The organism is Collinsella sp. LCP19S3_B6, from assembly GCF_052121815.1.
Taxonomy (GTDB): Bacteria; Actinomycetota; Coriobacteriia; order Coriobacteriales; family Coriobacteriaceae; genus Collinsella.
The window spans coordinates 16,268-37,670 of the sequence record NZ_JBQKDN010000007.1 but is presented as its reverse complement, the minus strand read 5'-3'; the positions used below and the strand labels follow the sequence as shown (position 1 = coordinate 37,670).

The following is a 21,403-nucleotide window of genomic DNA, read 5'->3' as shown; positions in this document are numbered from 1 at the left end:
AGTGCTATGGACGCCCGACGCGATGTCGGACGCCATAGGCTACTTGCTGGATTTCGGGCCTGAGGCCCTTCTGCGACGCTTTCGGGCATCGGTGCCCGCCTCCGCGTACGGCGCGGTCATGAGCGCCATTTCACGCAGCAGCGAGAGGTCGGCCGCGCTCGGGCTCTCGGGCGGGCTCTCGAGGAAATCGGCGACGAGCCTCGCTGCCTTGGAGATGCGCCCGTCGGGGCCGGCCTGCGTTTTGCTCTCGCTCCTCACGTAGTCGGAGAGCTCCCGCTTGGTGCGCCGCCAGGGCTCCATTGCGGCGTGCATCTCCGCCTGGCGCTCCTTCGGCATGCCCGCGAGCGAGCGCACCGCCTCGGCGCTGAGGTTGCCGCGATCGGCCTCGGCGGCCCACTCGGGCGAGAGGTCCTCGGCAATCCGGCGGGCCAGCCTCTCCTCACGCGCAATGGTCTTGCCGGAGACCTTGCGGCCCGTCTGCCGCTCGATGATGGCGGCCTTCACGTCGTCGACGCGCATGCCGGAGAGCGAGGGGTCCTCGGAGCGCAGGCGCACGGCGTCGCCCCTGAGCGCCTCGGTCGCGGCGGCGCGCTCGGTCACGGTGAGCGCGCGGGTGAAGTAGTTCGCTGCGTGGAGCAGCGTCACCGCCCGCTCGTCGTCGATGCCCTCTATCACGCGGCAGGGCATCCTCTCGTAAGCGGGGTCGTCCTTCGCGAGCAGCGCGTAGGCGGCCTTGCGCCGATGCCCGGAGACCATCTGCCACGAGCCGTCGCCGACCTTTCGCACGAGCGGCAGGTCGGTGAGGCCGTCCTCGCGTATGGACTCGGCGAGCTCAGCTATCCCAGCAGGGTCCATAGAGTACGCGGCGTTCGCCGGGTGGTCGGCGATGTCGGCCACCGCGATCTCGGACACCGGGTAGCGCCCGCGGGTGCGCGACGCGCCGTCGAGAAGCCCCGTGATGGTGAAGCCCGCGGCCACCTGCCTAGGCGAGTTCACGGCACACCTCGTCTGCGAGCGCCTCGTAGTCGCGCGCGGGGCGGCTCCCCGGCTCGAAGGCGGCCACCGGCTTCCACTGCCAGCTGCCCTCGCAGACCTTGCTGCTCGCGTGGATGACCGTCTCGAACTGCTCGCCCGGGAAGAACCCGTCGAGCACGGCCGCGCCCGTGGCCTCGGCGTTGGTCATGCGGCCGGGCACGCAGGTGCGCAGTATCTTCCAGCGGGGCGTGGGCATGCGCAGAGCGTCGGCGATGGAGCGCGTCGCCTCGACGGTGAGCGCCGTGCCGCGCATCACGGTGGAGTCGAGCTTCACGGGGATGACGACCATGCCGCCCTCCGCCGCGGCGAGGTAGGCGTTGAAGGCGAGCCTGCGCATCACGGGACTGCAGTCGATGAGGCAGACGTCGTAGGAGCCCGAGGCGTCGTCGAGGGCGAACTTGAGTCGCTGCTCGCGCAGGAGCATCTCGTTCTGGTCGACGAGGTCGATGGTCGAGGCCACCACGTCGAGGTTCTCCCCGGCAGCGTAGGCGACCTCCTCCACGGGCGCGCCGCCGTAGAGCAGCTCGACCGACGTGCGCCGCTCGGAGACGGCCCGGTCGTAGAGGCCGAAGAAGTCTGTGGCAGACGCCTGCGGGTCGAGGTCGACAAGCAGGGTCCGAAGGCCCCGGGCGGCGAAGATCGCCGCCAGGTTCACGGCGGTCGTCGTCTTGCCGACGCCGCCCTTGTAGTTGGAAATGGCTATCGTGCGCATGGGTCGCGTCCTCTCTAGCGTGGGGCGCGCCTCGGCGCATCCGGTCCGGCGCGCCCCGAGTCTCGGAGCGTCGGGACAAAACCGTACGGATTTGTCCGACAAGCGGAGTGTACCACGAAAACGTACGGATATGTACGCTTTCGTGGTACAAGGGGCGGATTCGGGGAAACCCGGCCCCGGGAGCCCGGGGCCGGGCGCGCCGCCTAGGAGAGCGGCTCCATCTCGCCGAAGCAGTTGACGTGGTGGCGCAGGAGCGCTCGGTTCTCCTTGACGACCATCATCGCCACCTCGTCGAAGCGGACCGGCGTGTCGGCGTAGTCGTCGCCGTTGCCGGCGAGCCACGTCGCCGCCAGCGCCTCGCGCAGCCCGCGCGCCCTGTGGGCCTCGGGGAAGCCGTCCGTCCCGATCCGGACCGTGGCGTCGACGAAGACCAGGGTCCCGTCCTCGTCCACCGCCACGAGGTCGATTCCGCCGATGCCCTCGGGCCCCTGCCAGGCCTCATCGACGATCTCGTAGCCCTTACGCTCGAGGAAGGTCCTGACCGCGCCCATCGCCTTTTCCTTCATGTCGTTCATGTCTTGCTCCTTAGACTCGGAGGCCCGCCCCTGTGGCGTGCCTTGCGCCGCGTGAGTCGCATGCGGCGCGGGCGCGCCGGCAAGGGAGGAAGCGAAGTCGGGCGTGGAAATAGAAGTATTCCGACGGCAGTTTTTCGCGTTGTTCGCGCGCGCAGCGCATGGAGCGAAGAACCCGAAAAAGTGTCGCGGCCCTTGCGGGCCGCCTGCCGGCGTGCGACCCTGCGCGTCCAAGGAACGCCGGGGCGGGTTTCGGATCGGAGGGGCGGAGGCGTGCGGCATGGAATCGGACATGGGTGCCGGGGCTTCCGGACATGGGATGCGATCTGTCGGCGATTGCTGGGGCGCTCGCGAGGGTTACGTCGGGACGTCGCGTGGAGGACGGAGGCGCGTTTCCGAGTCGCGGCGCCGCTACCCTAATCGGGACGGCCTCTCCCGTGCCGCTCACGGTCGATATGCTCACGGGGCCGCTGGCGGCGAGGCGGCTCTCCATGCGGAACGGCTACGGTGCTGCGCAGCACGTCCGTCGGAAGAAGGAGGACGGCTGTTGACGGGCATCAACGAGAAGGACGAGCGTCGCGAGCTGCTCGACGCGGTGGCAGATGCGGGAAGGCTGGCGAGGGGGCTGGACCAGCTGCTCGAGTCCATGGCGCACGCCGACCAGCTGGACCCTCTCGACGTCGAGGGCATACTGGCCCTGAGGTCGATAAGCGAGAGATGCGCCGAGCGCATCGAGGACGCCGCGCGCATCCTGGAGGCTGCAGAACGAGGTCTTTTATGCCGAGGGGCAAGAGCCTGTTCTCAACGCCGCCCGTCGAAAGGGAACGCTCCGCTCTCGGCGGGGAAGCCGTCGCGTTGCCCGCCCCGCCTCTTCGATTCAGGCAGGCGCCCGGAATTGGGGCGCCCTTGATCAGCTTAGCCCGTTGACGGTTTCCTCGAGCTCCACCATGTAGGCGACTATCTCATCGATGCTCGGGTAGCTGCCGAACAGCATCGGCCTCATCGAGGCGTAATCGGCCGCCAACTCGTCGAGCCTGCCCTTTGGAGGGGCGAGCCTGAGCGTGCCGGGCCTCGCGTCGGCCAGCTTGGCCCACGGAGTGCGGTAGAACTTCTCCTTGAACCTGACGACCTGTTCGAGGAGGCCGGGCTGCGCTACGGCGCGGCCGAGCACGAACGAGTGGCCAAGGCGGTACATGTCGTAGTAATGGCGGGAGTAGCGCCTGGGCATAGCCTTGCCCTCGGGCCTGTTGGCCTCCTGGTGCAGGATGGTGGCCTTCTCCCAGAACGTGCGCTCGGGACTCGCGGTGCGCACCGTGGTCGACAGCTCGGGCCCGAACGGAACCACGTCCGCCGCGTACGGGGCTATCGCCGCCTCCTCGGAGGGCGACCACGCCGCCATGGGCCCTATCTCCAGCTTGATGGTGTCGAGCGTGCCCGCCGACTCGTAGGAGCGCGGGTAGTCGAAGTACACGGTCTCCTCCTCCGCCCCGCACCTGACGGACGCTTCGGTGCCGAGGGACTCGGAGAGCGTGGCCCTGAGCTTCGGGGCAAAGGCGTCGGCCAGGAAGGCGTTCGCGCGCTCGATGCTGTCGGCCCTGAACCGCTCCTGCGCCGAGTTGCTGCGCGGCTCCCACGGTTCGTCCTCGCCGTAGCCCAGGAGTCGCCAATCGAGTATGAGGTCGATGTCCTCCGAGAAGCGCTCGATGAGCCCGAAAGCCTTCGACAGGCTCGTGCCGCCCTTGAACACCATGGACTCGGCGAAGCCGCTTCTGTGGAAAAGGTGGTCCAAGGTGTAGCACACCCAGAAGTCCTTCTCGACGACGGCCGGCGCGAGCGCCATCCTCTGCGCGGCGGCCTCGAAGACCAGCCTGCGCTCGTCGGCCGAGGCCCTAGCGATCCTGTCCATGCTTCGCCTCCCATATCTTCTTCGCGGCCTCGGCAACCCAGGAGGTGAGCCCCGCCGACTCTTCCAGGAACGCGCCGGCCTGCCCTTCCGTGAGGTTGCGCGCGAGCGTTCCGATTTCCTCGTCGCCCACGTTCTCGCGCCCGAGCGCCTTGAGGGCCTGCACGATGGTGCAGGTGATCTGCGAGCAGTCGAGCAGGTCGCGGTTGGCGCGGTGCCGGAGCTCGATATCGTACGGCCCGTACTCGTAGCGCTTGTACGGACCGCTGCTGACGTAGACGAGCTTCGCGGGCACCTGCGTGTCGAGGCCCAGCGCATTGAGCGCCGCGTCGCCGGACGGTGCGACGATCCACTTGTTGGCACGGGCGACGGCGCGCACGACCTCGTCGGCGCTGGCCGGCACCTCGGCGCCCATGAGCGCGCTGCGCTCCGGCGCGTAGTAGACGCCGCGGATGGCGCGGGCGATCCCTCCCTTTGCATGCAAGCGCCCGAGCGCGTTGGCAGCATTGCGTCGGCCTGCGACGTCAGAGAAGTCGGCGGCTGTGAAGGCCCTGCCGGCGCCGAAGCTCTCTATGCGCTCAGCGATGGCCTCTGCTTCTGTCATGGCGTTCCTCCTTTTTGATGAAAATAGTATATACTTTTTTCATCAAATTGCCTCTGATTGCCTTGGTTGCCCACGCATCGCGCCTGCGGTCCCTCGCCGCGCCGGCACGCGCGCGTGCGCCCGGAAGCGGTTGCGCCTCCCGATCGCGGCCCGGGATCAGCGCCGAGGCATCCCGAAGAGATCGTCGCCGGGCCCCTTCTCGCGCTTTGCGCGCCTTCCGGGCGGCGGCGCCTCGCCGAACCCGTTGAAGATCTCCATGACCAGGGCGAGCTGCCTTTGGAGGTCCGCATCGAGCTCGTCGGCGTCGCACACGGCGAGGAGCCGCTCCGCCAGGCTCTTCATGGAGTCGCGCAGCGCCCGTTGCGTCCGCGACGACGGCCTCACCGTTATCTCGGTCCCGGTCAGCCTCGCCATGATGTAGTCCTGCCTGCTCATGCCGCTCCAGGCGGCCATGTTGGCGATCAGCTCGTACTCCTCCGGGGTGCAGCGGAACGCCATCGTCTTGCTGCGCTTGCGGGCGCTGTTCTCGCACGGCATCCTATTCGCCCCTCAGCTCGGAGAGCGCGTCGGCGATCTGCGCGCGCTTGGCGGGGAAAAGGTGCGCGTAGCGGTATGTGATGTCGATGGCCTCGTGTCCCACGCGCTCGGCGATGTCGAGGGCGGAGAAGCCCATGTCGATGAGCAGGCTCACGTGGCTGTGGCGAAGGTCGTGGATGCGTATCCGCTTGACGCCCGACGCCTTGCAGCCGCGGTCCATCTCGTGCACGAGGAAGTGCTTCGTGAAGCCGAAGAGCCGCTCGTCGGGCGCCACGTCATCGCGCATCTCGATGAACTCCGCCATCTCGTCGCGGAGGAACGCGGGCATCTTGATCGTGCGCACCGATTTGCGCGTCTTCGGCTTCGTGATCACGTCCTCGCCGCGCAGCCGCTGGTAGGACTTGTCTATGCGCAGCTCCGACGTCTCCATCAGGAAGTCCGAGGGCGTGAGCGCCATGAGCTCGCCGCAGCGTACGCCCATCCAGTAGAGCACCTCGAAAGCGTAGAAGGCGAGCGGTTTGTCGGAGATGGCCTCCGAGAAGCTGAGGTACTCGTCCTTGGTCCAGAACTGCATCTCGCCGGCCTCCTTGCTGCCCATCTTGTCCACCTTGTGGACGGGGTTCTTCTCCAGGTTGTAGTAGCGCTCGGCGTGGTTGAAGATGGCGTTTAGCTGGTTGTTGATGATCCTCAGGTAAGTGGGCTTGAAGCCGTCGCCGTCCGCCCTTGTTGATCCAGTGAGGGAGTTCTGCCACCTGACGATGTCGACGGGCCGTATGTCGCACATGCGCATGTCGCCGAAGAACGGCAGGAGCTTGCTCTGGATGATGTTCTCCTTGGTGAGCCAGGTGTGCTCGCGGACCCTCGGCCTCACCTCCGCCTCGTAGACCTTGCAGAAGTCGGCGAAGGTCATGTCCATGGCGTCGTCCTTGAGGGCCTTGAAGTTCTTCTCCCACAGAAGCGCCTCGAGCTCGGTCTGGAAACCCTTCTTCGTCTTGTGCCTCTTGGCCCCGCGCGCGTCGCGGTAGTAGAACTGCACGTAGAAGAGGCCCGTCTTCTTGTCCTTATAGGCTGGCATCGTCCACCTCCGGGAAGTAGCGGGCCTCGAACAGGTCGCTGCGGACGCGTCCGCGGATCACCACGCGCCCAAGGGCCTCCTGCTCCTTGTTCATCTGGCGGATGACCTCGTAGGCGCTGCCTTTCTTGATCTTCAGGCGCTCCGCCACCTCGTCGGCGGTGAGCATGCTCGGCCTCGACGTCCTCGCAACCGGTTGTTCCATCTCGAACCTCCTGTCTATTCGTACACATCCGTACGCTGATATTCCCGAGAATAATCGTACGTATATGTACTGTCAATAGAATTGCGTACAAACTTGTACGCTTGTGATGAATCACGCTTTACAAGCTTCTTCGCTCTGCCGACGGGCGGCATCACAGCTGCCTCAATTCGCGCTTCCGCATGCACAAGTTCTGCCTGCCACCAATTCGACCTCATCGCAAAGTAGTAAATAGAAGATGTCCTATTAATACCTTATTACTACATTTTACTATTCTCTTACTACATACTGTGCTATGCTGCCATTGCTGCAGCGAAAGGAATACAGATGAAGTCATACAACGTGAAGGAGATAGCCGAGCTACTCCAAACGAATCCCGAAACGGTCAGGCGCTGGATTAGAAAAGGCAAGCTAGAAGCAACGAGAGGGTCTTCGCGTAAAGAAGGAAGCTCGGTCTCTTCCGCGGCTTTGCAAAAGTTTCTAGAGGACTCGCCAAAATACGCGGCCTCGGCCGCTGCGTTCATTTCATCGCCGGCCGCAATGGTTTCCGTCGGAGTGCTCACGGCAATCGGGGGAATAGCCGCGGCAAAAATGGGCACCGATAACGCTATCGAAAACGCATCGGTAGATACGGTCCAAATATGCGCATACATCAACAAGGAGACGGACTCGCTTAAAGAGTCCATAGCAAGGAAGAAGAAGACCATAAGCCAGCTAACCCAAGAAATTGAAAAGGATGAGCGAAGCCTTAAGGAGTTGGGAAAGCTGCTTGAACAGATTAAAGCCGGGGAGGCGGAAGAGCCGTCTCGATCAGAGAGGAGCGAGGGTGATGCAAGGCAAAAAGGACAAGATCAAGGGTAACGACCAGGCATTCGATGGCGTCAATGAGGACGACGCCCCTTCCGTCGAGAAAAGCCGCCTAAAAAGAAAAATCGGCATTGGGATAGCGACGGGCATTGCGGTCGTAGCCGCCGGAGTAGGCATTAGCTTGCTCGCAAACGGAAAACTTGACTTTCGCACGGCACTGCATACTTCGGCGGTGAAGGGCACAGAGGCCATCGCCGACGGAGCGTCCGAGGCTATTGCCCAGGCACCCAATCTACTCGCCGAAGAGCCTATTGCCGTAGACCCGAAGGTCGTTGACGTCGACTGGTTTATCCGCAAGCTGCCCGAGAGCTGGCACGCCTCCCAGGATGCCATCTCGTACGCCAACGCCATCGGTGTCAACCTCGCCGAGGGCCAGACTATCGTAAGACCTCAGACGAGACTCTATTGTCGAGTGGCGTAGCCCTTTCCTAAACACGTTTACTAATCGCAACAGAAACGGAGCATCGAATGGAACACAACCAGACAGCAATCGAAAACAAAACCCGCACCGGGCTTTTCGGTACCGAGAGCAGCAGTGAGGAGAAATGGATACTCCGTCTGTTCATAGCATTGCTCGCTTGTGCGGTGGCAGTTAGCGTCCTACACGCTATCGGCCAGATTATGCTCATCGCGCACATGTGCGCATAGAGAGACCAAAGGAGTCAAGATGAAGTACAAAGTTGTAATGCATTACCCCGATGGCACGGAAGAGGAAGATGACGAGCTCTACGACAGCGAAGAGCAGGCGGAAGAGGCGGGCAGCTACGGTTGTTCCTGCTATCGCGAGGGCGGAGAGATCCTCAACCTGTCTAATCCAGGAGATTATCCCCTCGATGAAGATGACGACTGTGATTTCGAAGTCATCGAGGTTGAAGACTAACCAAAAACGACAACAAGTTCGGCATTTCCCATTAGAATTGCGTACAAACTTGTACGCTGATAGAATGGTCGCCGATAAAAGCTACAGGAGGGCACATGGCGACAGGCGACAATATCCGACGGTACCGCAAGGCGAAGCGGATGACGCAGGCCCAGCTCGCCGATGCCGTGGGGCTCACCGAGGGTGCGATCAGGCACTACGAGAGCGGCATCCGCGCGGTGAAGCCCGAGCTGCTGGAGAAGATCGCGAAGGCACTCGAGGTCTCCGAGGGCGCGCTCAAGGACTACGGCGTCGAGACGTCGCAAGACCTCATGGCCCTGCTGCTGCAGCTGGAGGAGGGCTACGGCCTCGCGCCCAGCGAGGACGGCATGGCCCTGACGGTCGACCCCAAGGCGCCGCATGCCCCCAAGCTCGCGCAGTCGATCAAGTCCTGGGCGGAAAAGCGCGCAGAGCTAGAACGCGGCGAACTCGACGAGGCCGCTTACGCCGACTGGAAGGCCTCTTTCTGACATCTTCCCAGGTGAATTGACGCTTCCTTGCGAACAGCCTCCGGTTTTCCGGGGGCTGTTCCATTATTCCCGTATGAACTCTGCTCCCCAAAAGCCCTGTTAAGGGAATAATTACGTGCCCCAATACGGCAAGATACGCGGCGTCATTCGGCGGCATTCGGGGTCACTGAAACTGCGGAAACCGATTTTCGCGTTTTATTATTCCCGTTTGTTGACCTGGGAAAACGCAATCGAAAAGCACTTGAATCCGCTTCGCAGTTTCAACTTAGTTTCGGCCGCGCGAAATCGGCCCCCGGGGGACCCGAATTGTGAATTATTCCCGCAGGGCACCATTATTCCCGTACCGCCGAGTACTCCGCCGTACCGCCCAGTAGGGATAGACGGGAATAATTGGGTCGTTTTCCCAGGTAGAGATGCAAAAAGAAAGCCCTCGAACCGGAGGGTTCGAGGGCCATTATTCCCACTATTTCGCTGGTGGCTTTGTCCTGCGGCGATGCCGAAACAGTACCAAGCGGTACTCGGCAGCACCAAAACGCGAGTTCAGAAGCCAGTTCCCGTTATTCCCACTCAATGGTCGCGGGCGGCTTGGACGTGATGTCATAGCACACGCGGTTGGCGCCGGGAACCTCGGCAACGATGCGGCCGGAAATGCGGGCCAGCACATCGTAGGGCAGCTTGGCCCAGTCGGCGGTCATGGCATCACTGGATTCGACGGCACGCAGGATGATCGGGCGCTGATAGGTGCGCTCGTCGCCCATAACGCCAACGGACTTGATGTCGGGCAGGACCGCGAAATACTGCCAGCAGCTGTGCTCGGAGTTGCGCTCGCCGGTCTGCTCAAACAGGCGCTGGTTGTAGGCGTCGAGCTCCTCGCGCACGATAGCGTCGGCGTTCTTGAGGATCTCGAGCTTCTCCTTGTCGACCGCACCGATAATGCGGATGGCCAGACCCGGGCCCGGGAAAGGCTGACGGAACACGATATGACCCGGCAGGCCCAGTGCCAGACCAAGCGCGCGGACCTCGTCCTTAAAGAAGTGATCAAGCGGCTCAATGAGGTCGAAGTGTACGCCCTCGGGGAACGGGATCAGGTTGTGATGGCTCTTGATGGTGGCCGTCTTGCCGCCCGTCTTGCGAGCGCCGGACTCGATGATGTCGGGGTAGATGGTGCCCTGAGCCAGGTACTTGACCGGCTTGCCATCGGTCTCGAGCTGCTGCGCCACGGCGAAGAACTCTTTCCAGAACTGAGTACCGATGATGCGGCGCTTCTCCTCGGGCTCGGTCACGCCGGCCAGAAGCTCGGCATAACGGTCCTCGGCGTGAACGTGGATAAAGTCGACATCGAACTGCTTGGTGAAGACCTCCTCCACCTGCTCGGGCTCGCCCTTGCGCAGCAGGCCGTGGTTGATGAACACACAGGTCATCTGCTTGCCCACGGCGCGAGCGCCCAGCGCAGCCACGACGGAGGAGTCGACGCCACCGGACAGGGCCAGAATCACGCGGTCGTTACCGACCTTCTCGCGGAACTCGGCCGTCATGGTCTCGACCAGGTTGTCCATGCTCCAGTTGGGCTCCAGGCCGCAGATCTCAAACAGGAAGTTGCTCAGCAGCTGCTGACCGTACTCGGAGTGCTTGACCTCGGGGTGGAACTGCGTGGTGAAAATCTTGCGCTCGGAGCACTCCATGGCGGCAACCGGGCACACGTCGGTGCTGGCGGTAACGGTAAAGCCCTCGGGCACCTCGGACACGGCGTCGCGGTGGCTCATCCACACGGTTTGCTTCATGGGCGTGGAGTTAAAGAGCTTGGCGCCGGCAGTGCGCGTAATAGTGGCGCGGCCGTACTCGCCCACCTCGGAGTGACCGACCTTGCCGCCGAGCGTCACGGCCGTGATCTGATGGCCGTAGCAGAAGCCCAGGACGGGAAGGCCCAGGTCAAAGATGGCGGGATCGATGGACGGAGCATCCTCAGCGTACACGGAGGCCGGACCGCCGGAAAGGATGAGCGCAGAGGCGTTCATCTCGCGAATCTCATCGGCCGAGATGTCGCAGGGAACGATCTCGGAATACACGTTGAGGTCGCGGACGCGACGGGCAATGAGCTGACCGTACTGCGCGCCAAAGTCGAGTACGAGGACCTTTGCGGAAGCATTTTGATCCATGGTTTTCCCCTCTTGTTGGCGGGGAGCCGGTGCCCGCCCGCGCGAATAAACGAGAATAACTGTCATAGTGTACACGTTATATGGGGTTTCTCGTCCCTCGCAGCCATCAGCGCACGGCAAACGCACGACCTGGGCCCCTATTTGACGGCAATTGAAGTGTTGCCAAACGTTACAGATGATGTAATACGTTTGAACATTGGACACCCTGTGCCACAATACTGCCGAACGACTCCGCCTCTGGGGCGGCAAATACGATAGGAACACCAACATGAAGCGCATCCTTCTCATCGCCACGGGCGGCACCATCGCATCGACCGAGGACGGCAACGGCCTCTCCCCCGCCCTAACCGGTGAGGAACTCGCCCAGAGCGTCCCCGAGATCTCGGGCCTCTGCGAGCTCGACGTCGTGCAGCCCATGAACATCGACAGCACCAATATGCGTCCGAGTGACTGGATGCGTATCCGCGACGTCATCGTCGAGGGTTATGCTGACCACGACGGCTTCGTGATTCTGCACGGCACCGACACCATGAGCTACACCGCGGCGGCGCTTTCTTACCTGATTCAGGACAGCCCCAAGCCCATCGTGCTCACCGGCTCGCAAAAGCCCATGGGCAACCCCTTTACCGATGCCAAACTCAATCTGTACCAGAGCCTGCTCTATGCGCTCGACGAGCATTCGCACGACGTCTCAATCGTGTTTGGCGGTGTGGCCATCGCCGGCACGCGCGCCCGCAAGCAGCGCACCATGAGCTTCAACGCGTTCATTAGCGTCAACTATCCGCCCATTGCCTACATCCGCAACGACCGCATCGTGCGCAACGGGCTCCACGGCACCCACCAGAATGAGAGCCCGGTTCGTTTCTACGACCGTATCGACCCGCGCGTGTTTGTCCTTAAGCTCACGCCCGGCGTGAATCCAGGCATATTGGACGCCCTGACCGATAGCTACGACGCCGTAATTCTGGAGACCTTTGGCATTGGCGGTATTCCCGAGTTTGGCGAGTCCGGCGAGTCATTCCAGGAGGCGATTTTCCGCTGGGTCGATTCGGGTCGCACCGTCGTTATGACCACACAGGTCCCCGAAGAGGGCCTCGATCTGGGTGTTTATGAGGTCGGCCGTGCCTACGCCGACCATCCGGGTATTTTGCGCGGCGACGATATGACCACCGAAACGCTCGTGGCCAAGACCATGTGGGCGCTCGGCCAGTCACGTGATGCGGCCGAGATTCAGCGCCTGTTCTACAGCCAGGTCAACCATGACCGCATCCCGATGGTGTAGCTAAAACAAAATCCGCCTCTTTGGGCCTTGTGGGGCACGTGGTACCTCTCGGAACGTGCAAAAAGCGGAGTTTTCAGCACCCGCCCCTTCCGGAAACGTTAAAACCGCTAGCTGTAAATCGCTTTTCGGTTCGATAGGCTCGTCCCACGCGTCTATTATTCCTCATAATAATGAATTTTGTGGATAATCCAAAACAGCAAGCATCGTATTTGCGCCTTCGGTTGCTGTCAATTTATTGAGGGATGCTGAATACTCGGGTTTTTGCACGCCGCCGTCGGGGGGACCCGTTCAGCAAACGACAAATCTAGCAAAAACGCCTACTCAATGCCCTCGAGAAGCTCTGACACCGTCATGCCAAGCGCGGGCGCAAGTTTAAATAAAATCTCGAGCGTGCTGTTTGCCGTTCCGCTTTCGATTTGATCGAGATAAGGTCGGCTGATTCCAACCGCCACGCAAAAATCGACCTTGGAGATACCAAGGGCCTTGCGCGTCCGCTCGACTCGCTCGCCAAGAATCTGTTTCGCATGTTCGTTCATGCAGACGAGTTTGAAATGGAGCAAAACAAAAACGTAAACTATAGTTTACGTTTCGCCCAATATACAGGAGTTTTCTATGTCGGGTTCTTCGGTCCGCATGTACCGAGCCACGCTTCGCACAAACAGCGCGCCGCCCAAGCTCGTCGTCGTTGAAGCAGAATGCCTTTCGCCCGATGAGCGCACAGCATTTGCATTGCTATCAAGTCGCGTCGCCGCCGTTTTGGTCCCTTGCCCAGCGCAAGGTGAACTTGCCATCCAATGCCAAGCGCACGGCTGCTCACTCAATCAGGCTGCCGTAATCACAACCAGCCAGTGTGGCCTGCCCCTTCTCTTGGAAGCCGGTATCGCGCTCTGCCTTCGCGGTGCCGGATACGAAAACGAGGCCGCCGCCGATGTGGTCTTTCAACCACGATCGAGCGGCGGCCTCGCAGCAGCCATCGAATATGCTTGCAGGCTCGTTGCCTAAAGGCGCAAGCTAAAAGCCCAGGCCAAAGCCTGTGCCGGTAATCGCCGAATACATAAAGTAGACGTTAATTACGTTGAGGAATACGCCCGTGATGCAGCCGTTTCGCAGGTAGCGCTCGCACACGATGCGCGCCATGGCGGCGGAGTCCTCATTGTTCTTTGCCTGGCGTCCCGCCGTAAAGTACGTCGCCACGCTCAGCAGCAGGTTGAGTACCGGCAGCGCCAGCAGCTCGTAGCTCTTGCCCCAGCGCGTCACCTCACCGGCGGCGTTAAACTTTGTTGCCACCTCGGGACCAATGTTGGGGATTACAAACGCTGCGACCACCAGCGGAAGCACTGCAAGCACCAGCAGCGCGATGCCCATGTAGCCAGCTTTTTTTCCATATTTAAACATGCTCGCCGTCCTTACACGTTAAAGCGGAAGTGTACGACGTCGCCATCGGCCATGACATACTCTTTGCCCTCGATGCGCAGCTTGCCTGCAGCCTTGGCGCCTTGCTCGCCACCGAGCTCGATGTAGTCGTCATAGCCAATGACCTCGGCCTTAATAAAGCCGCGCTCAAAGTCGGTATGGATGACACCGGCGGCCTGCGGGGCGGTCGCGCCCTGACGCACCGTCCAGGCCTTGACCTCCATCTCGCCAGCCGTAAAGAACGACTGCAGACCGAGCAGTTTGTAGGCTGCCTGCGCGAGTACGTCCAGGCCGGGCTGCTCCAGGCCCAGGCTCTCCAGGTAGTCGGCCGCATCCTCGGGATCGAGCTCGGAAAGCTCGGCCTCGATCTTGGCGCAGATCGGCAGCGGCTTGACGCCATCGATGGGCGCCAGGTCCTCGTTGAGCATGTCCTCATCCACGTTGGCCACATACAAGATGGGCTTCATGGTGAGTAGGAACAGGCCCTTCGCAGCGGCGCGCTCCTCGTCGGTCATCTCCATGGACGCGGCGCGCTTGCCCTCGTTGAGCCAGGCGAGCAGGCGCTTGGCGACCTCAAACTTGGGCATGAGCTCCTTGTCGCGCTTGGCCTCCTTCTCGAGCTTAGGCAGCTGCTTCTCGAGCGTGCCCATGTCGGCCAGGATGAGCTCGGTCATGATGGTGTCGGCATCGCCGGCGGGATCGACGAACTCGCCCGTACGACCCACCTCACGCATGACGTTGGGATCCTTAAAATAGCGCACGACCTCGCAGATAGCGTCGGTCTCGCGAATGTTTGCCAAGAACTGGTTGCCCAGGCCCTCGCCCTCGTTGGCACCCTTCACCAGGCCCGCGATGTCGACAAACTCGACCGTAGCCGGCACAATGCGGCCAGGGTTGACAATGTCGGCGAGCTTTTGCAGGCGGCTATCGGGCACATCGACGATACCCACGTTGGGGTCGATCGTGGCGAACGGGTAGTTGGCGGCAAGGCCGGTCTTTTTGGTAAGCGCGGTGAACAGCGTCGACTTGCCCACGTTGGGCAGGCCCACGATACCGATGGAAAGGGACACGACAGCTCCTTTTGGTACAGGTACTTCAAACTGCATAAGTATAGCGCCGCCGCAGCATCCGGGCGAATCCGGACACCGCGGCGGCGCAAATGAAGCAAAGATTGGGGTAGCTGGCTAGTCCGCGAGCTTCTCCACCTGGTCGAGCATCTTGTCGAGCTTGGCCTTCGCCTCGGCTTTTACCTTTTGGGCCTCTTCGTGGGCTTTGGCCTTCTGAGCGGCCTTTTCCTCGGCTTCGGGGTCGACGACAACCAAGTTGGACGCATCGTGTTCGACCAGCTTGAGCGCATGTTCGGGACAAACCTTGACACAGGCGCCGCAGCCCAAGCAATACGTGGACTCCAACGCGAAGCGGCCGCTTCCCACCAAATCGCAGGCGAACGTGGGGCATACATTGACGCACTCGCCACACGACGTGCACTTGTCAAAATCGCACTCCGGCGTACTCACCTGCATGTTCTGGGCAAGCTCGGGATGGTTCTGCAGTGTCGAAAGCACCAGCTGCCGCCCATGCGTGAGCGAACGGCGACGCTTTGCCGTCGTGGTGCCGCACATGGTGTTGAGCGTGCGCTCCAGCTGGGTAATCTGGTGACGGTGGGCCTTCAACTTCTGCGTCACCGAGGCCAGCGCCGCCGTCGCCGGGTTGAGCTTGGTCACCGTCAGACCCGTCGTGCGGGCAATCTTTTCCATGTACTCCTTGCGCTCGTACTCGCGAAGCTTATGGCACTTGAGGCTCTTGGGGTCGATCTCCAGGCCCATACCCGTGCCAGACCACTCCTCAGCCTTCGCAATCGCCTCGCCCAGGATATCCTCGCCGCCGGTGTTGCGGCATTTATCGCACACGCCCAGGGGCAGGTACACACTCACGTTGGGATAGTCCGCCAGTACCGAGAACCAGGTCTCGGCCGTAATATCGCCCACGCAGGCAACGACGACCTCGTTCTCGCGCGGCATGCGCTTGAGGGCGCGCGTGCAGGTGACGTAGGCGGTCTCGTGGCTCGTTGCCGCCGAGACAATGTCGTCATACATGTTTTTGGGCGCCAGGCGCGGCGAGATGATTGCCTCGGTCGGACAGGCAGCGGCGCACAGGCCGCACTTGCGGCAGGAGTCGAGAATCTCGATGGAGTCTTCCTCGACCTCGATAGCGTTGACCGGGCACACATCCATGCACGCGGAGCAGCCACTCTTTTCGTTTTTGCAGGTCAGGCACGGAATGGTGTTGCCGCGCGGACGCTCCTTGTAGTCGGCAGGATTCCACTGCGGCGCCGACGGATCGAGCGCATCGGTCACACCGCCAAGCGGGTTTTTAAGAAAGTCGAAACCCTTGCTGATCTCGATAATGTCATCAAACAGATCGTGTTCCTGCGCCATGCGCGGCCCCTCCCTGAGCAGTGCAAACAAGCAAGAGATAATGATACGCCATCGGCCCACGCCTCGGGCAAATTACATGCGGCGCATCTTTGAGACAAATAGCCTATGGCCTATCGCCGCCTCGATTGCACAAGGTCAATCAAGCGCCAAGCTATGCCTCGCACATGAGCTGCACGAGCTTTTGTTTGGTCACCTTGGCCTGTTCGTTAGCCATATTGCGCTCGTTCTTAAAAGTTGCGTCCGCAACGCTCAGCAGGTCATCATCAGAAATCTCGCCAAGGCCCAGCTCCTCGAGTGTCGTCGGCAGACCAACGCGCCGGCAAAACTCGAGCACCTGATCAAGCTCGGGCGCGCGCTCCAAACGAAGCTGCACCACCAGGCCAAATGCCACGGCCTCACCGTGCATGGCCTTGCACTCGGGCAGAATCGTCAGGCCGTTGGCGATAGCATGCGCCAACGCCAAGCCACCGCTCTCAAAGCCGACGCCCGAGAGTAGGATATTGCACTCGATCAGGCGCTCAACCGCCGGCGATATACGACCCTTTTTAAGATCGCGCTTGGCAGCGACACCAAACTCCATAAGCGTGTCATAGCAGGCACGAGCCGCGACCAAGGCCAAGTGTCCCGGCGCGCCACCGTGCTCGTTGGCGCCGTGCGCCGCGGCGCACGAACGCGCCTCGAAATACGTTGCCAGTGCGTCGCCCATGCCAGCGACCGTCATACGCAGCGGGGCTGCCGCGACCACGCCGGTATCGACCACAACCAAATCTGGATTCTTTTCGAGCATCAGATAGCGGTCGAACGACCCATCCTCGTGATACAGCACCGAAATCGCGCTGCACGGGCCGTCCATCGAAGCCGCCGTGGGGCATACGCACAACGGCAGTTCAGCATAAAACGCAACGGCCTTGGCGATATCGAGCATCTTGCCGCCGCCAATGCCCACCACCATGTCGCAATACTCGGCCCGGGCTTCCTTGGCCATTTCGACAACGGCCTCTTCCGTACACGGACCGTTGTAAATCTTAAAGAACGGCTCGCTTAGATCTTCGTCCAGAAATCCATCGACGATCTGCTTGCGCAGCCGGTCCTCGGTGCCTTGGTCAAACAGGACAAAGGCGGAGCATCCCAACCACGACAGGTATCTGCCCTGACGCGAAAGTTCGCCCGGCCCCTGAACATACCGGCCGGGACCGCCATAAACCATAGGAAGCGCCATACGAGAATCCGCCCTTCATCAAACAACGATTGTTGCAAAGCCACCTGTCCCCTTGTGGCAACTTGGCGCATTGAGGACAGGTTAGATTGCACCATAGAAAAAGGGTCCCGCGCACAGAGCGCGAGACCCTTTTCAGAACAATGTGTGCCGATTAGAACGTGACCGGGGTGTCGGTGTAGACGCACTCGAGCAGCTGCTCCATCTCCTCCTGAGACGGCTGGCGCGGGTTGGAGCCCGTGCAGGCGTCGAGGATGGCGTTGGCGGCAACGTCGTGCTTCTTAGCCTCGAACTCATCGTAATCGATGATGGACTCGTCGGCCTTCACGCCCTTGGCACCGTAGTTCTTGATGCCCTGCGGGATGTCGAGCTTGTCGTTGAGGTCGCGAATCTCCTGGACCAGAGCCTCGACCAGCTCGTCCTCGGTCTCGCCGGCGAGGTGCAGGATCTCCTTGGCGATGAAGGCGTAGCGGCTCTTGGCGCGAGCGTCCTTGGCGTTGAACTGGATGACCTTGCCCAGGTACATGGCGTTGGCGCAACCGTGGATGATGTGGTCGCCCTCAAAGGCGGCACCGGTCTTGTGAGCCATGGAGTGGACAATGCCCAGCAGACCCGAGGAGAAGGCGATGCCGGCGATGCACTGGGCGTCGTGCATGTGCTGGCGGGCCTCATGATCGCCCTGATAGGACTTGGGCAGCCACTCGACGATCTCGCGGATAGCATGCAGGGCGTTGGCGTCGGTGTACATGGAGCCAGCGGTGGAGACGTAGGCCTCGATGGCGTGAGTCAGAGCGTCCATACCGGTGTGAGCGCACAGCTTGGCGGGCATGGTGTAGGTGAGCTCGGGGTCGACGATGGCGACATCAGGGGTGATGTTGAAGTCGGCCAGCGGGTACTTGATGCCCTTGGCGTAGTCGGTGATGACGGAGAACGCGGTGACCTCGGTAGCGGTGCCGGAGGTAGAGGAGATGGCGCAGAAGTGAGCCTTCTGACGGAGCTCCGGGAAGGAGAACGGGACGACTGCCTCCTCGAAGGTCTCCTCGGGATACTCGTAGAACAGCCACATAGCCTTAGCGGCATCGATGGGCGAGCCACCGCCAATGGCGATAATCCAGTCGGGCTGGAACTCGGTCATGGCCTCGGCGCCCTTCATGACCGTCTCGACGGACGGATCGGACTCGACGCCCTCGAACAGCTTGACCTCGAAACCGGCCTCCTTGAGGTCGGCCTCGACGTCCTGCAAAAAACCGCCGCGGCGCATGGAGCCGCCGCCGGTCACGATGATGGCCTTGCTGCCCTTGAGGTTCTTCACCTCGTGGCGAGCGCCCTCACCAAAGTACAGATCGCGAGGATTGGTAAAACGTCCCATACTGTGCCTCCTAAACAAGCCCCTCTTAGACTTGCGTATATAACGGAGCACCCGATTGGCTCCGTTAGGACCGTTTTGCGCGTTGCCGGCGATGACAATGCGCGATGTCTAAACGTCTCAACGCTCAGACAAACATTATTTTACCGTTCTGGTTGGTCAGTTATTTACCGAAAGCCGACAATGATGAAACGTTTTTTCCATCCCTGAAGAACCTTATGCGGCATTCATACTCCCAAGCTGGGCAAACGTTTTATCAAGGTTGACCACATATCCAGGGCAGGACTGTGCCCCTCCAAAAGACACACCGTTCGCCGCCAAAAATCGACCGTTTGCGGCACCGTGATACCACTCGGTCGTCCAAGGTGCCGACATTTGTGCGACATCCGTCTTCGTGGTGCAAAGGTGCATGTCCAAGTGCAGCACTCCCGATGTGCCTCATGCGGGTAAACTAGAACCTTATATAGAGACATTTGAACCCTAACCGCAGCAAAGGAGGCCCCATGGCATTCGATCCCATTCAAGAAGATTGCCATCGCCTCGTTCTTGAGGCCTTGCGCCGCGACAATATCCCGCTCACCGACGGCCCTGCCGTAGAGCGTCTGATGGAACAATTCACCCGCAACCCCGCGCCGCTCATCGTGCACGACCGCGACCGCGCCGGACATCTGATTGCCAAGGTAGTCGAGGCTGTCGACTACCGCATTCCCTTTATCCCTGACGATACCCAGGCAGAGCAAGAAGAGACCGCTGCCGAAAACATGCTTCGCGAGGCAGCCGCACTCGACCCGACCAACTGGGACGCTCAGCGCATGTTGACCGCCCTCACCGCTAACTCCAACGAGGAGTACGTACAGTACTTGGTATCCAAGCGCGATGAAGTCGAGCACGACCTGGCACTCAAGATCGCCTCGGCGCAGGACCCCTACGAGCGCGAGGCCGCAGGCGACCTTACACGCCGCCCCTACCTGCGCTGGCTTGCCGCCCTTGCGTCGCGCGCCCTCATTAGCGGCCGTTACCGCCTGTCGCTCGAAACCGCAAACCGCAGCCTGGACTTTGCCCCCAACGATCCGGCCGGTGTCCGCCACACTGCGATGCTCGCCATGGCAAAACTCGAATACCCCGCCGAGGAGCTCAAACGCTTTCGCTCTGCCCACTCCGTCCCCTATCTTGCCAACACGCCGCTGCGCCGTCGTCCCAAGGACGCGGAGCGCGACTTAGACCCGTGGACGCTCATCGCGCTGATGAGCGCTGCCTGGCGCGAGCTGGACTACGAGGGCGCCGAACACTACTTGCGCATCCTTGCGCGCTCGTGCCCGCACGCAGCCGAGGCGCTTTACTTTCAAACCGAGTTTCCCGATGGCGTCTATGCCCGCGTCAACGTGGGCGTGGGCTCCACCGACGAGCTTGTCCTTGCGCTGTCCGAAGCGACGCCGGTACTGCAGGAGGGCTTGGGCGCCCCCGACAACGCCAGCTTTGCTGCCTGGGTCGCCACCAACGATATCGTGCGTTCCCAGATTGACGAGCGCATCCTGCGGGCGGCCGAGCAGGGCTTGCCGTTTAAGGGAGGAGACCTCTAATGGATCCGAGCGTCTACATCCCCGCCTACCTGGAGCGCGCCTACGTTGCGTCGCACCCCGAACTCACCGATGCAGCACGCGATCTTGTCCATAACGACGTAAGCGTCAACCCCCATAAGTATGCGCAGACCGAGCATGCCCAGGCACTGCTTTCCTATGCCGGTGTTCACCGCCACCTGCTCGACGAGCTCCATCGTATCGAGGATATGGGCAGCGATGAGGAGTTTGAGCAGACGCGCAACCGCCTGTTCGACGATATGCGCGATGAGCTGCTCAAGATCGTCCGCGTCGATGCGTGTGTCTTCGATGCCCAGCTGCTTGCCATCATTTTGGCGGACACGCCCGTCGACGCCTGCCTGGGCGACCTGATGAAGCTCGAGGCGACCACAGCCGATTACCTACGGCAAAGCGTGCCCGGATTCGACATGGAGGCTCCGCACTACTGGGCCAACAAGGTGCTGGCAGACGGCGTGACGGCGGCCGATCTCACCGTGAGCGAGCCGGCGCTTATCGGATGGCTCCACACGCTCGAGGCCATCTCGCAGCTGTGCATGGCGAGCGCCCGCTACCGTGCTGCCGTCAACTATTCTCGCCGTGTTCTTAAGGCGGAAGGCTATCCCACCCGAGCTGCCGGCACCGTGCTACTCGCCCTCGCTCGTCTGGAAGACGAGGACGGCTTTTTTGCCCTGGCCCACCAGCTCGAGGAGCAGATGGGGGCCGATGCCCTCGAGAACTCCCCCTGGTACCTACTCGCCCGCACGATCCTGCTGTTCAAAACAAACAAGATGCGCCCGGCGACACGCGCCCTGCGTGAGTTTGCCAACCGCTGCGAGGGCGGCGCGTTCTTTTTGCTGAACCCCATGTATCAGACGCCGTACCTTCCCTGCCGGCCCGAGCCGCACGACCCCTGGGACCTTTCGCACCAGGCAGTTTGGGAGGCCGACGGTATCATCTCGGATACTCCCGACTTTGCCCCCTGGGCCAACGCTTGCGAAGACGTATCGCAGCTTGCCCAGGAATTTGCGCGCCGTTATGGCTTTTAACGGCACGATCGCCACG

23 protein-coding genes are annotated in these 21,403 nt (G+C 61.7%); 8 read left to right on the top strand and 15 right to left on the bottom strand.

Features of this window, described 5'->3' with window-relative positions; translation table 11 throughout:
- Window positions 1-39: 39 nt before the first annotated feature.
- From ACTQWD_RS03940 to ACTQWD_RS03905, 8 genes are all read right to left on the bottom strand, one after another.
- Window positions 40-996 (bottom strand): ParB/RepB/Spo0J family partition protein, encoded by a 957-nt coding sequence (locus ACTQWD_RS03940; protein WP_073293298.1) that lies wholly within the window; start codon window positions 994-996, stop codon window positions 40-42.
- On the bottom strand, window positions 983-1,747 hold the full coding sequence (locus ACTQWD_RS03935) for a ParA family protein (RefSeq protein ID WP_441559306.1): 765 nt from the start codon (window positions 1,745-1,747) through the stop codon (window positions 983-985). The genes ACTQWD_RS03940 and ACTQWD_RS03935 overlap by 14 nt, the downstream gene beginning before the upstream one ends.
- Before the next feature lie 203 nt (window positions 1,748-1,950).
- Complete coding sequence (locus ACTQWD_RS03930; protein WP_117752660.1) at window positions 1,951-2,322, bottom strand: YraN family protein; 372 nt, start codon at window positions 2,320-2,322, stop codon at window positions 1,951-1,953.
- A gap of 907 nt (window positions 2,323-3,229) precedes the next feature.
- Entirely contained in the window at window positions 3,230-4,225 is a 996-nt protein-coding gene (locus ACTQWD_RS03925; RefSeq protein WP_441559305.1) for a nucleotidyl transferase AbiEii/AbiGii toxin family protein, read from the bottom strand.
- Window positions 4,209-4,826, bottom strand: coding sequence for a DUF6088 family protein (locus ACTQWD_RS03920; RefSeq protein WP_441559304.1), 618 nt, complete (start codon window positions 4,824-4,826; stop codon window positions 4,209-4,211). Before ACTQWD_RS03920 ends, ACTQWD_RS03925 begins: the two co-directional genes overlap by 17 nt.
- A 156-nt stretch (window positions 4,827-4,982) precedes the next feature.
- Window positions 4,983-5,363: a plasmid mobilization protein gene (locus tag ACTQWD_RS03915; protein ID WP_441559303.1), complete on the bottom strand. Its 381-nt coding sequence runs from the start codon at window positions 5,361-5,363 to the stop codon at window positions 4,983-4,985.
- A 1-nt stretch (window position 5,364) separates the two neighbouring features.
- Window positions 5,365-6,438 carry a site-specific integrase gene (locus ACTQWD_RS03910; protein ID WP_441559302.1) on the bottom strand — a complete coding sequence of 358 codons (1,074 nt, stop codon included), beginning with the start codon at window positions 6,436-6,438 and terminating at the stop codon, window positions 5,365-5,367.
- The gene (locus ACTQWD_RS03905) at window positions 6,425-6,640 is read right to left on the bottom strand and encodes a hypothetical protein (RefSeq protein WP_441559301.1); all 216 of its coding nucleotides are present in this window, start codon (window positions 6,638-6,640) and stop codon (window positions 6,425-6,427) included. The genes ACTQWD_RS03910 and ACTQWD_RS03905 overlap by 14 nt, the downstream gene beginning before the upstream one ends.
- 324 nt (window positions 6,641-6,964) lie before the next feature.
- On the opposite strand from ACTQWD_RS03905, the gene ACTQWD_RS03900 reads away from it, so the two are divergent.
- From ACTQWD_RS03900 to ACTQWD_RS03885, 4 genes are all read left to right on the top strand, one after another.
- Entirely contained in the window at window positions 6,965-7,498 is a 534-nt protein-coding gene (locus ACTQWD_RS03900; RefSeq protein ID WP_441559300.1) for a helix-turn-helix domain-containing protein, read from the top strand.
- Entirely contained in the window at window positions 7,464-7,925 is a 462-nt protein-coding gene (locus ACTQWD_RS03895; RefSeq protein WP_441559299.1) for a hypothetical protein, read from the top strand. The genes ACTQWD_RS03900 and ACTQWD_RS03895 overlap by 35 nt, the downstream gene beginning before the upstream one ends.
- Window positions 7,926-8,171: 246 nt before the next feature.
- On the top strand, window positions 8,172-8,384 hold the full coding sequence (locus ACTQWD_RS03890; protein WP_441559298.1) for a hypothetical protein: 213 nt from the start codon (window positions 8,172-8,174) through the stop codon (window positions 8,382-8,384).
- A 95-nt stretch (window positions 8,385-8,479) separates the two neighbouring features.
- Window positions 8,480-8,893 carry a helix-turn-helix domain-containing protein gene (locus tag ACTQWD_RS03885; protein ID WP_441559297.1) on the top strand — a complete coding sequence of 138 codons (414 nt, stop codon included), beginning with the start codon at window positions 8,480-8,482 and terminating at the stop codon, window positions 8,891-8,893.
- A 557-nt stretch (window positions 8,894-9,450) separates the two neighbouring features.
- Here ACTQWD_RS03885 and guaA read toward each other — a convergent pair.
- The gene (gene guaA, locus ACTQWD_RS03880) at window positions 9,451-11,049 is read right to left on the bottom strand and encodes a glutamine-hydrolyzing GMP synthase (protein WP_441559296.1); all 1,599 of its coding nucleotides are present in this window, start codon (window positions 11,047-11,049) and stop codon (window positions 9,451-9,453) included.
- Window positions 11,050-11,317: 268 nt separating this feature from the next.
- On the opposite strand from guaA, the gene ACTQWD_RS03875 reads away from it, so the two are divergent.
- A complete protein-coding gene (locus tag ACTQWD_RS03875) occupies window positions 11,318-12,331 on the top strand; it encodes an asparaginase (protein WP_427795021.1) in 1,014 nt (337 codons plus the stop codon).
- Between the two features lie 317 nt (window positions 12,332-12,648).
- Here ACTQWD_RS03875 and ACTQWD_RS03870 read toward each other — a convergent pair whose 3' ends face one another.
- Window positions 12,649-12,867: a helix-turn-helix domain-containing protein gene (locus ACTQWD_RS03870; protein ID WP_427719445.1), complete on the bottom strand. Its 219-nt coding sequence runs from the start codon at window positions 12,865-12,867 to the stop codon at window positions 12,649-12,651.
- Between the two features lie 76 nt (window positions 12,868-12,943).
- On the opposite strand from ACTQWD_RS03870, the gene ACTQWD_RS03865 reads away from it, so the two are divergent.
- Entirely contained in the window at window positions 12,944-13,333 is a 390-nt protein-coding gene (locus ACTQWD_RS03865) for a hypothetical protein (protein WP_441042349.1), read from the top strand.
- 9 nt (window positions 13,334-13,342) lie between these two features.
- Here ACTQWD_RS03865 and ACTQWD_RS03860 read toward each other — a convergent pair whose 3' ends face one another.
- The 5 genes from ACTQWD_RS03860 to ACTQWD_RS03840 all read right to left on the bottom strand — a co-directional run bounded on the left by ACTQWD_RS03860 (window position 13,343) and on the right by ACTQWD_RS03840 (window position 18,767).
- Complete coding sequence (locus tag ACTQWD_RS03860) at window positions 13,343-13,726, bottom strand: DUF1648 domain-containing protein (RefSeq protein WP_427719441.1); 384 nt, start codon at window positions 13,724-13,726, stop codon at window positions 13,343-13,345.
- A gap of 11 nt (window positions 13,727-13,737) precedes the next feature.
- On the bottom strand, window positions 13,738-14,814 hold the full coding sequence (gene ychF / locus ACTQWD_RS03855; protein WP_089572784.1) for a redox-regulated ATPase YchF: 1,077 nt from the start codon (window positions 14,812-14,814) through the stop codon (window positions 13,738-13,740).
- Between the two features lie 114 nt (window positions 14,815-14,928).
- Window positions 14,929-16,182 (bottom strand): 4Fe-4S binding protein, encoded by a 1,254-nt coding sequence (locus ACTQWD_RS03850; RefSeq protein ID WP_441559295.1) that lies wholly within the window; start codon window positions 16,180-16,182, stop codon window positions 14,929-14,931.
- 151 nt (window positions 16,183-16,333) lie between these two features.
- The gene (locus ACTQWD_RS03845; RefSeq protein ID WP_441559294.1) at window positions 16,334-17,401 is read right to left on the bottom strand and encodes a glycerol dehydrogenase; all 1,068 of its coding nucleotides are present in this window, start codon (window positions 17,399-17,401) and stop codon (window positions 16,334-16,336) included.
- 151 nt (window positions 17,402-17,552) lie between these two features.
- Window positions 17,553-18,767, bottom strand: coding sequence for an iron-containing alcohol dehydrogenase (locus tag ACTQWD_RS03840; RefSeq protein ID WP_117794788.1), 1,215 nt, complete (start codon window positions 18,765-18,767; stop codon window positions 17,553-17,555).
- Between the two features lie 500 nt (window positions 18,768-19,267).
- Here ACTQWD_RS03840 and ACTQWD_RS03835 point away from each other — a divergent pair, with 500 nt between their 5' ends.
- A complete protein-coding gene (locus tag ACTQWD_RS03835) occupies window positions 19,268-20,344 on the top strand; it encodes a hypothetical protein (RefSeq protein ID WP_154517956.1) in 1,077 nt (358 codons plus the stop codon).
- A complete protein-coding gene (locus tag ACTQWD_RS03830) occupies window positions 20,344-21,387 on the top strand; it encodes a hypothetical protein (RefSeq protein WP_441559293.1) in 1,044 nt (347 codons plus the stop codon). Before ACTQWD_RS03835 ends, ACTQWD_RS03830 begins: the two co-directional genes overlap by 1 nt.
- Window positions 21,388-21,403: the final 16 nt, after the last annotated feature.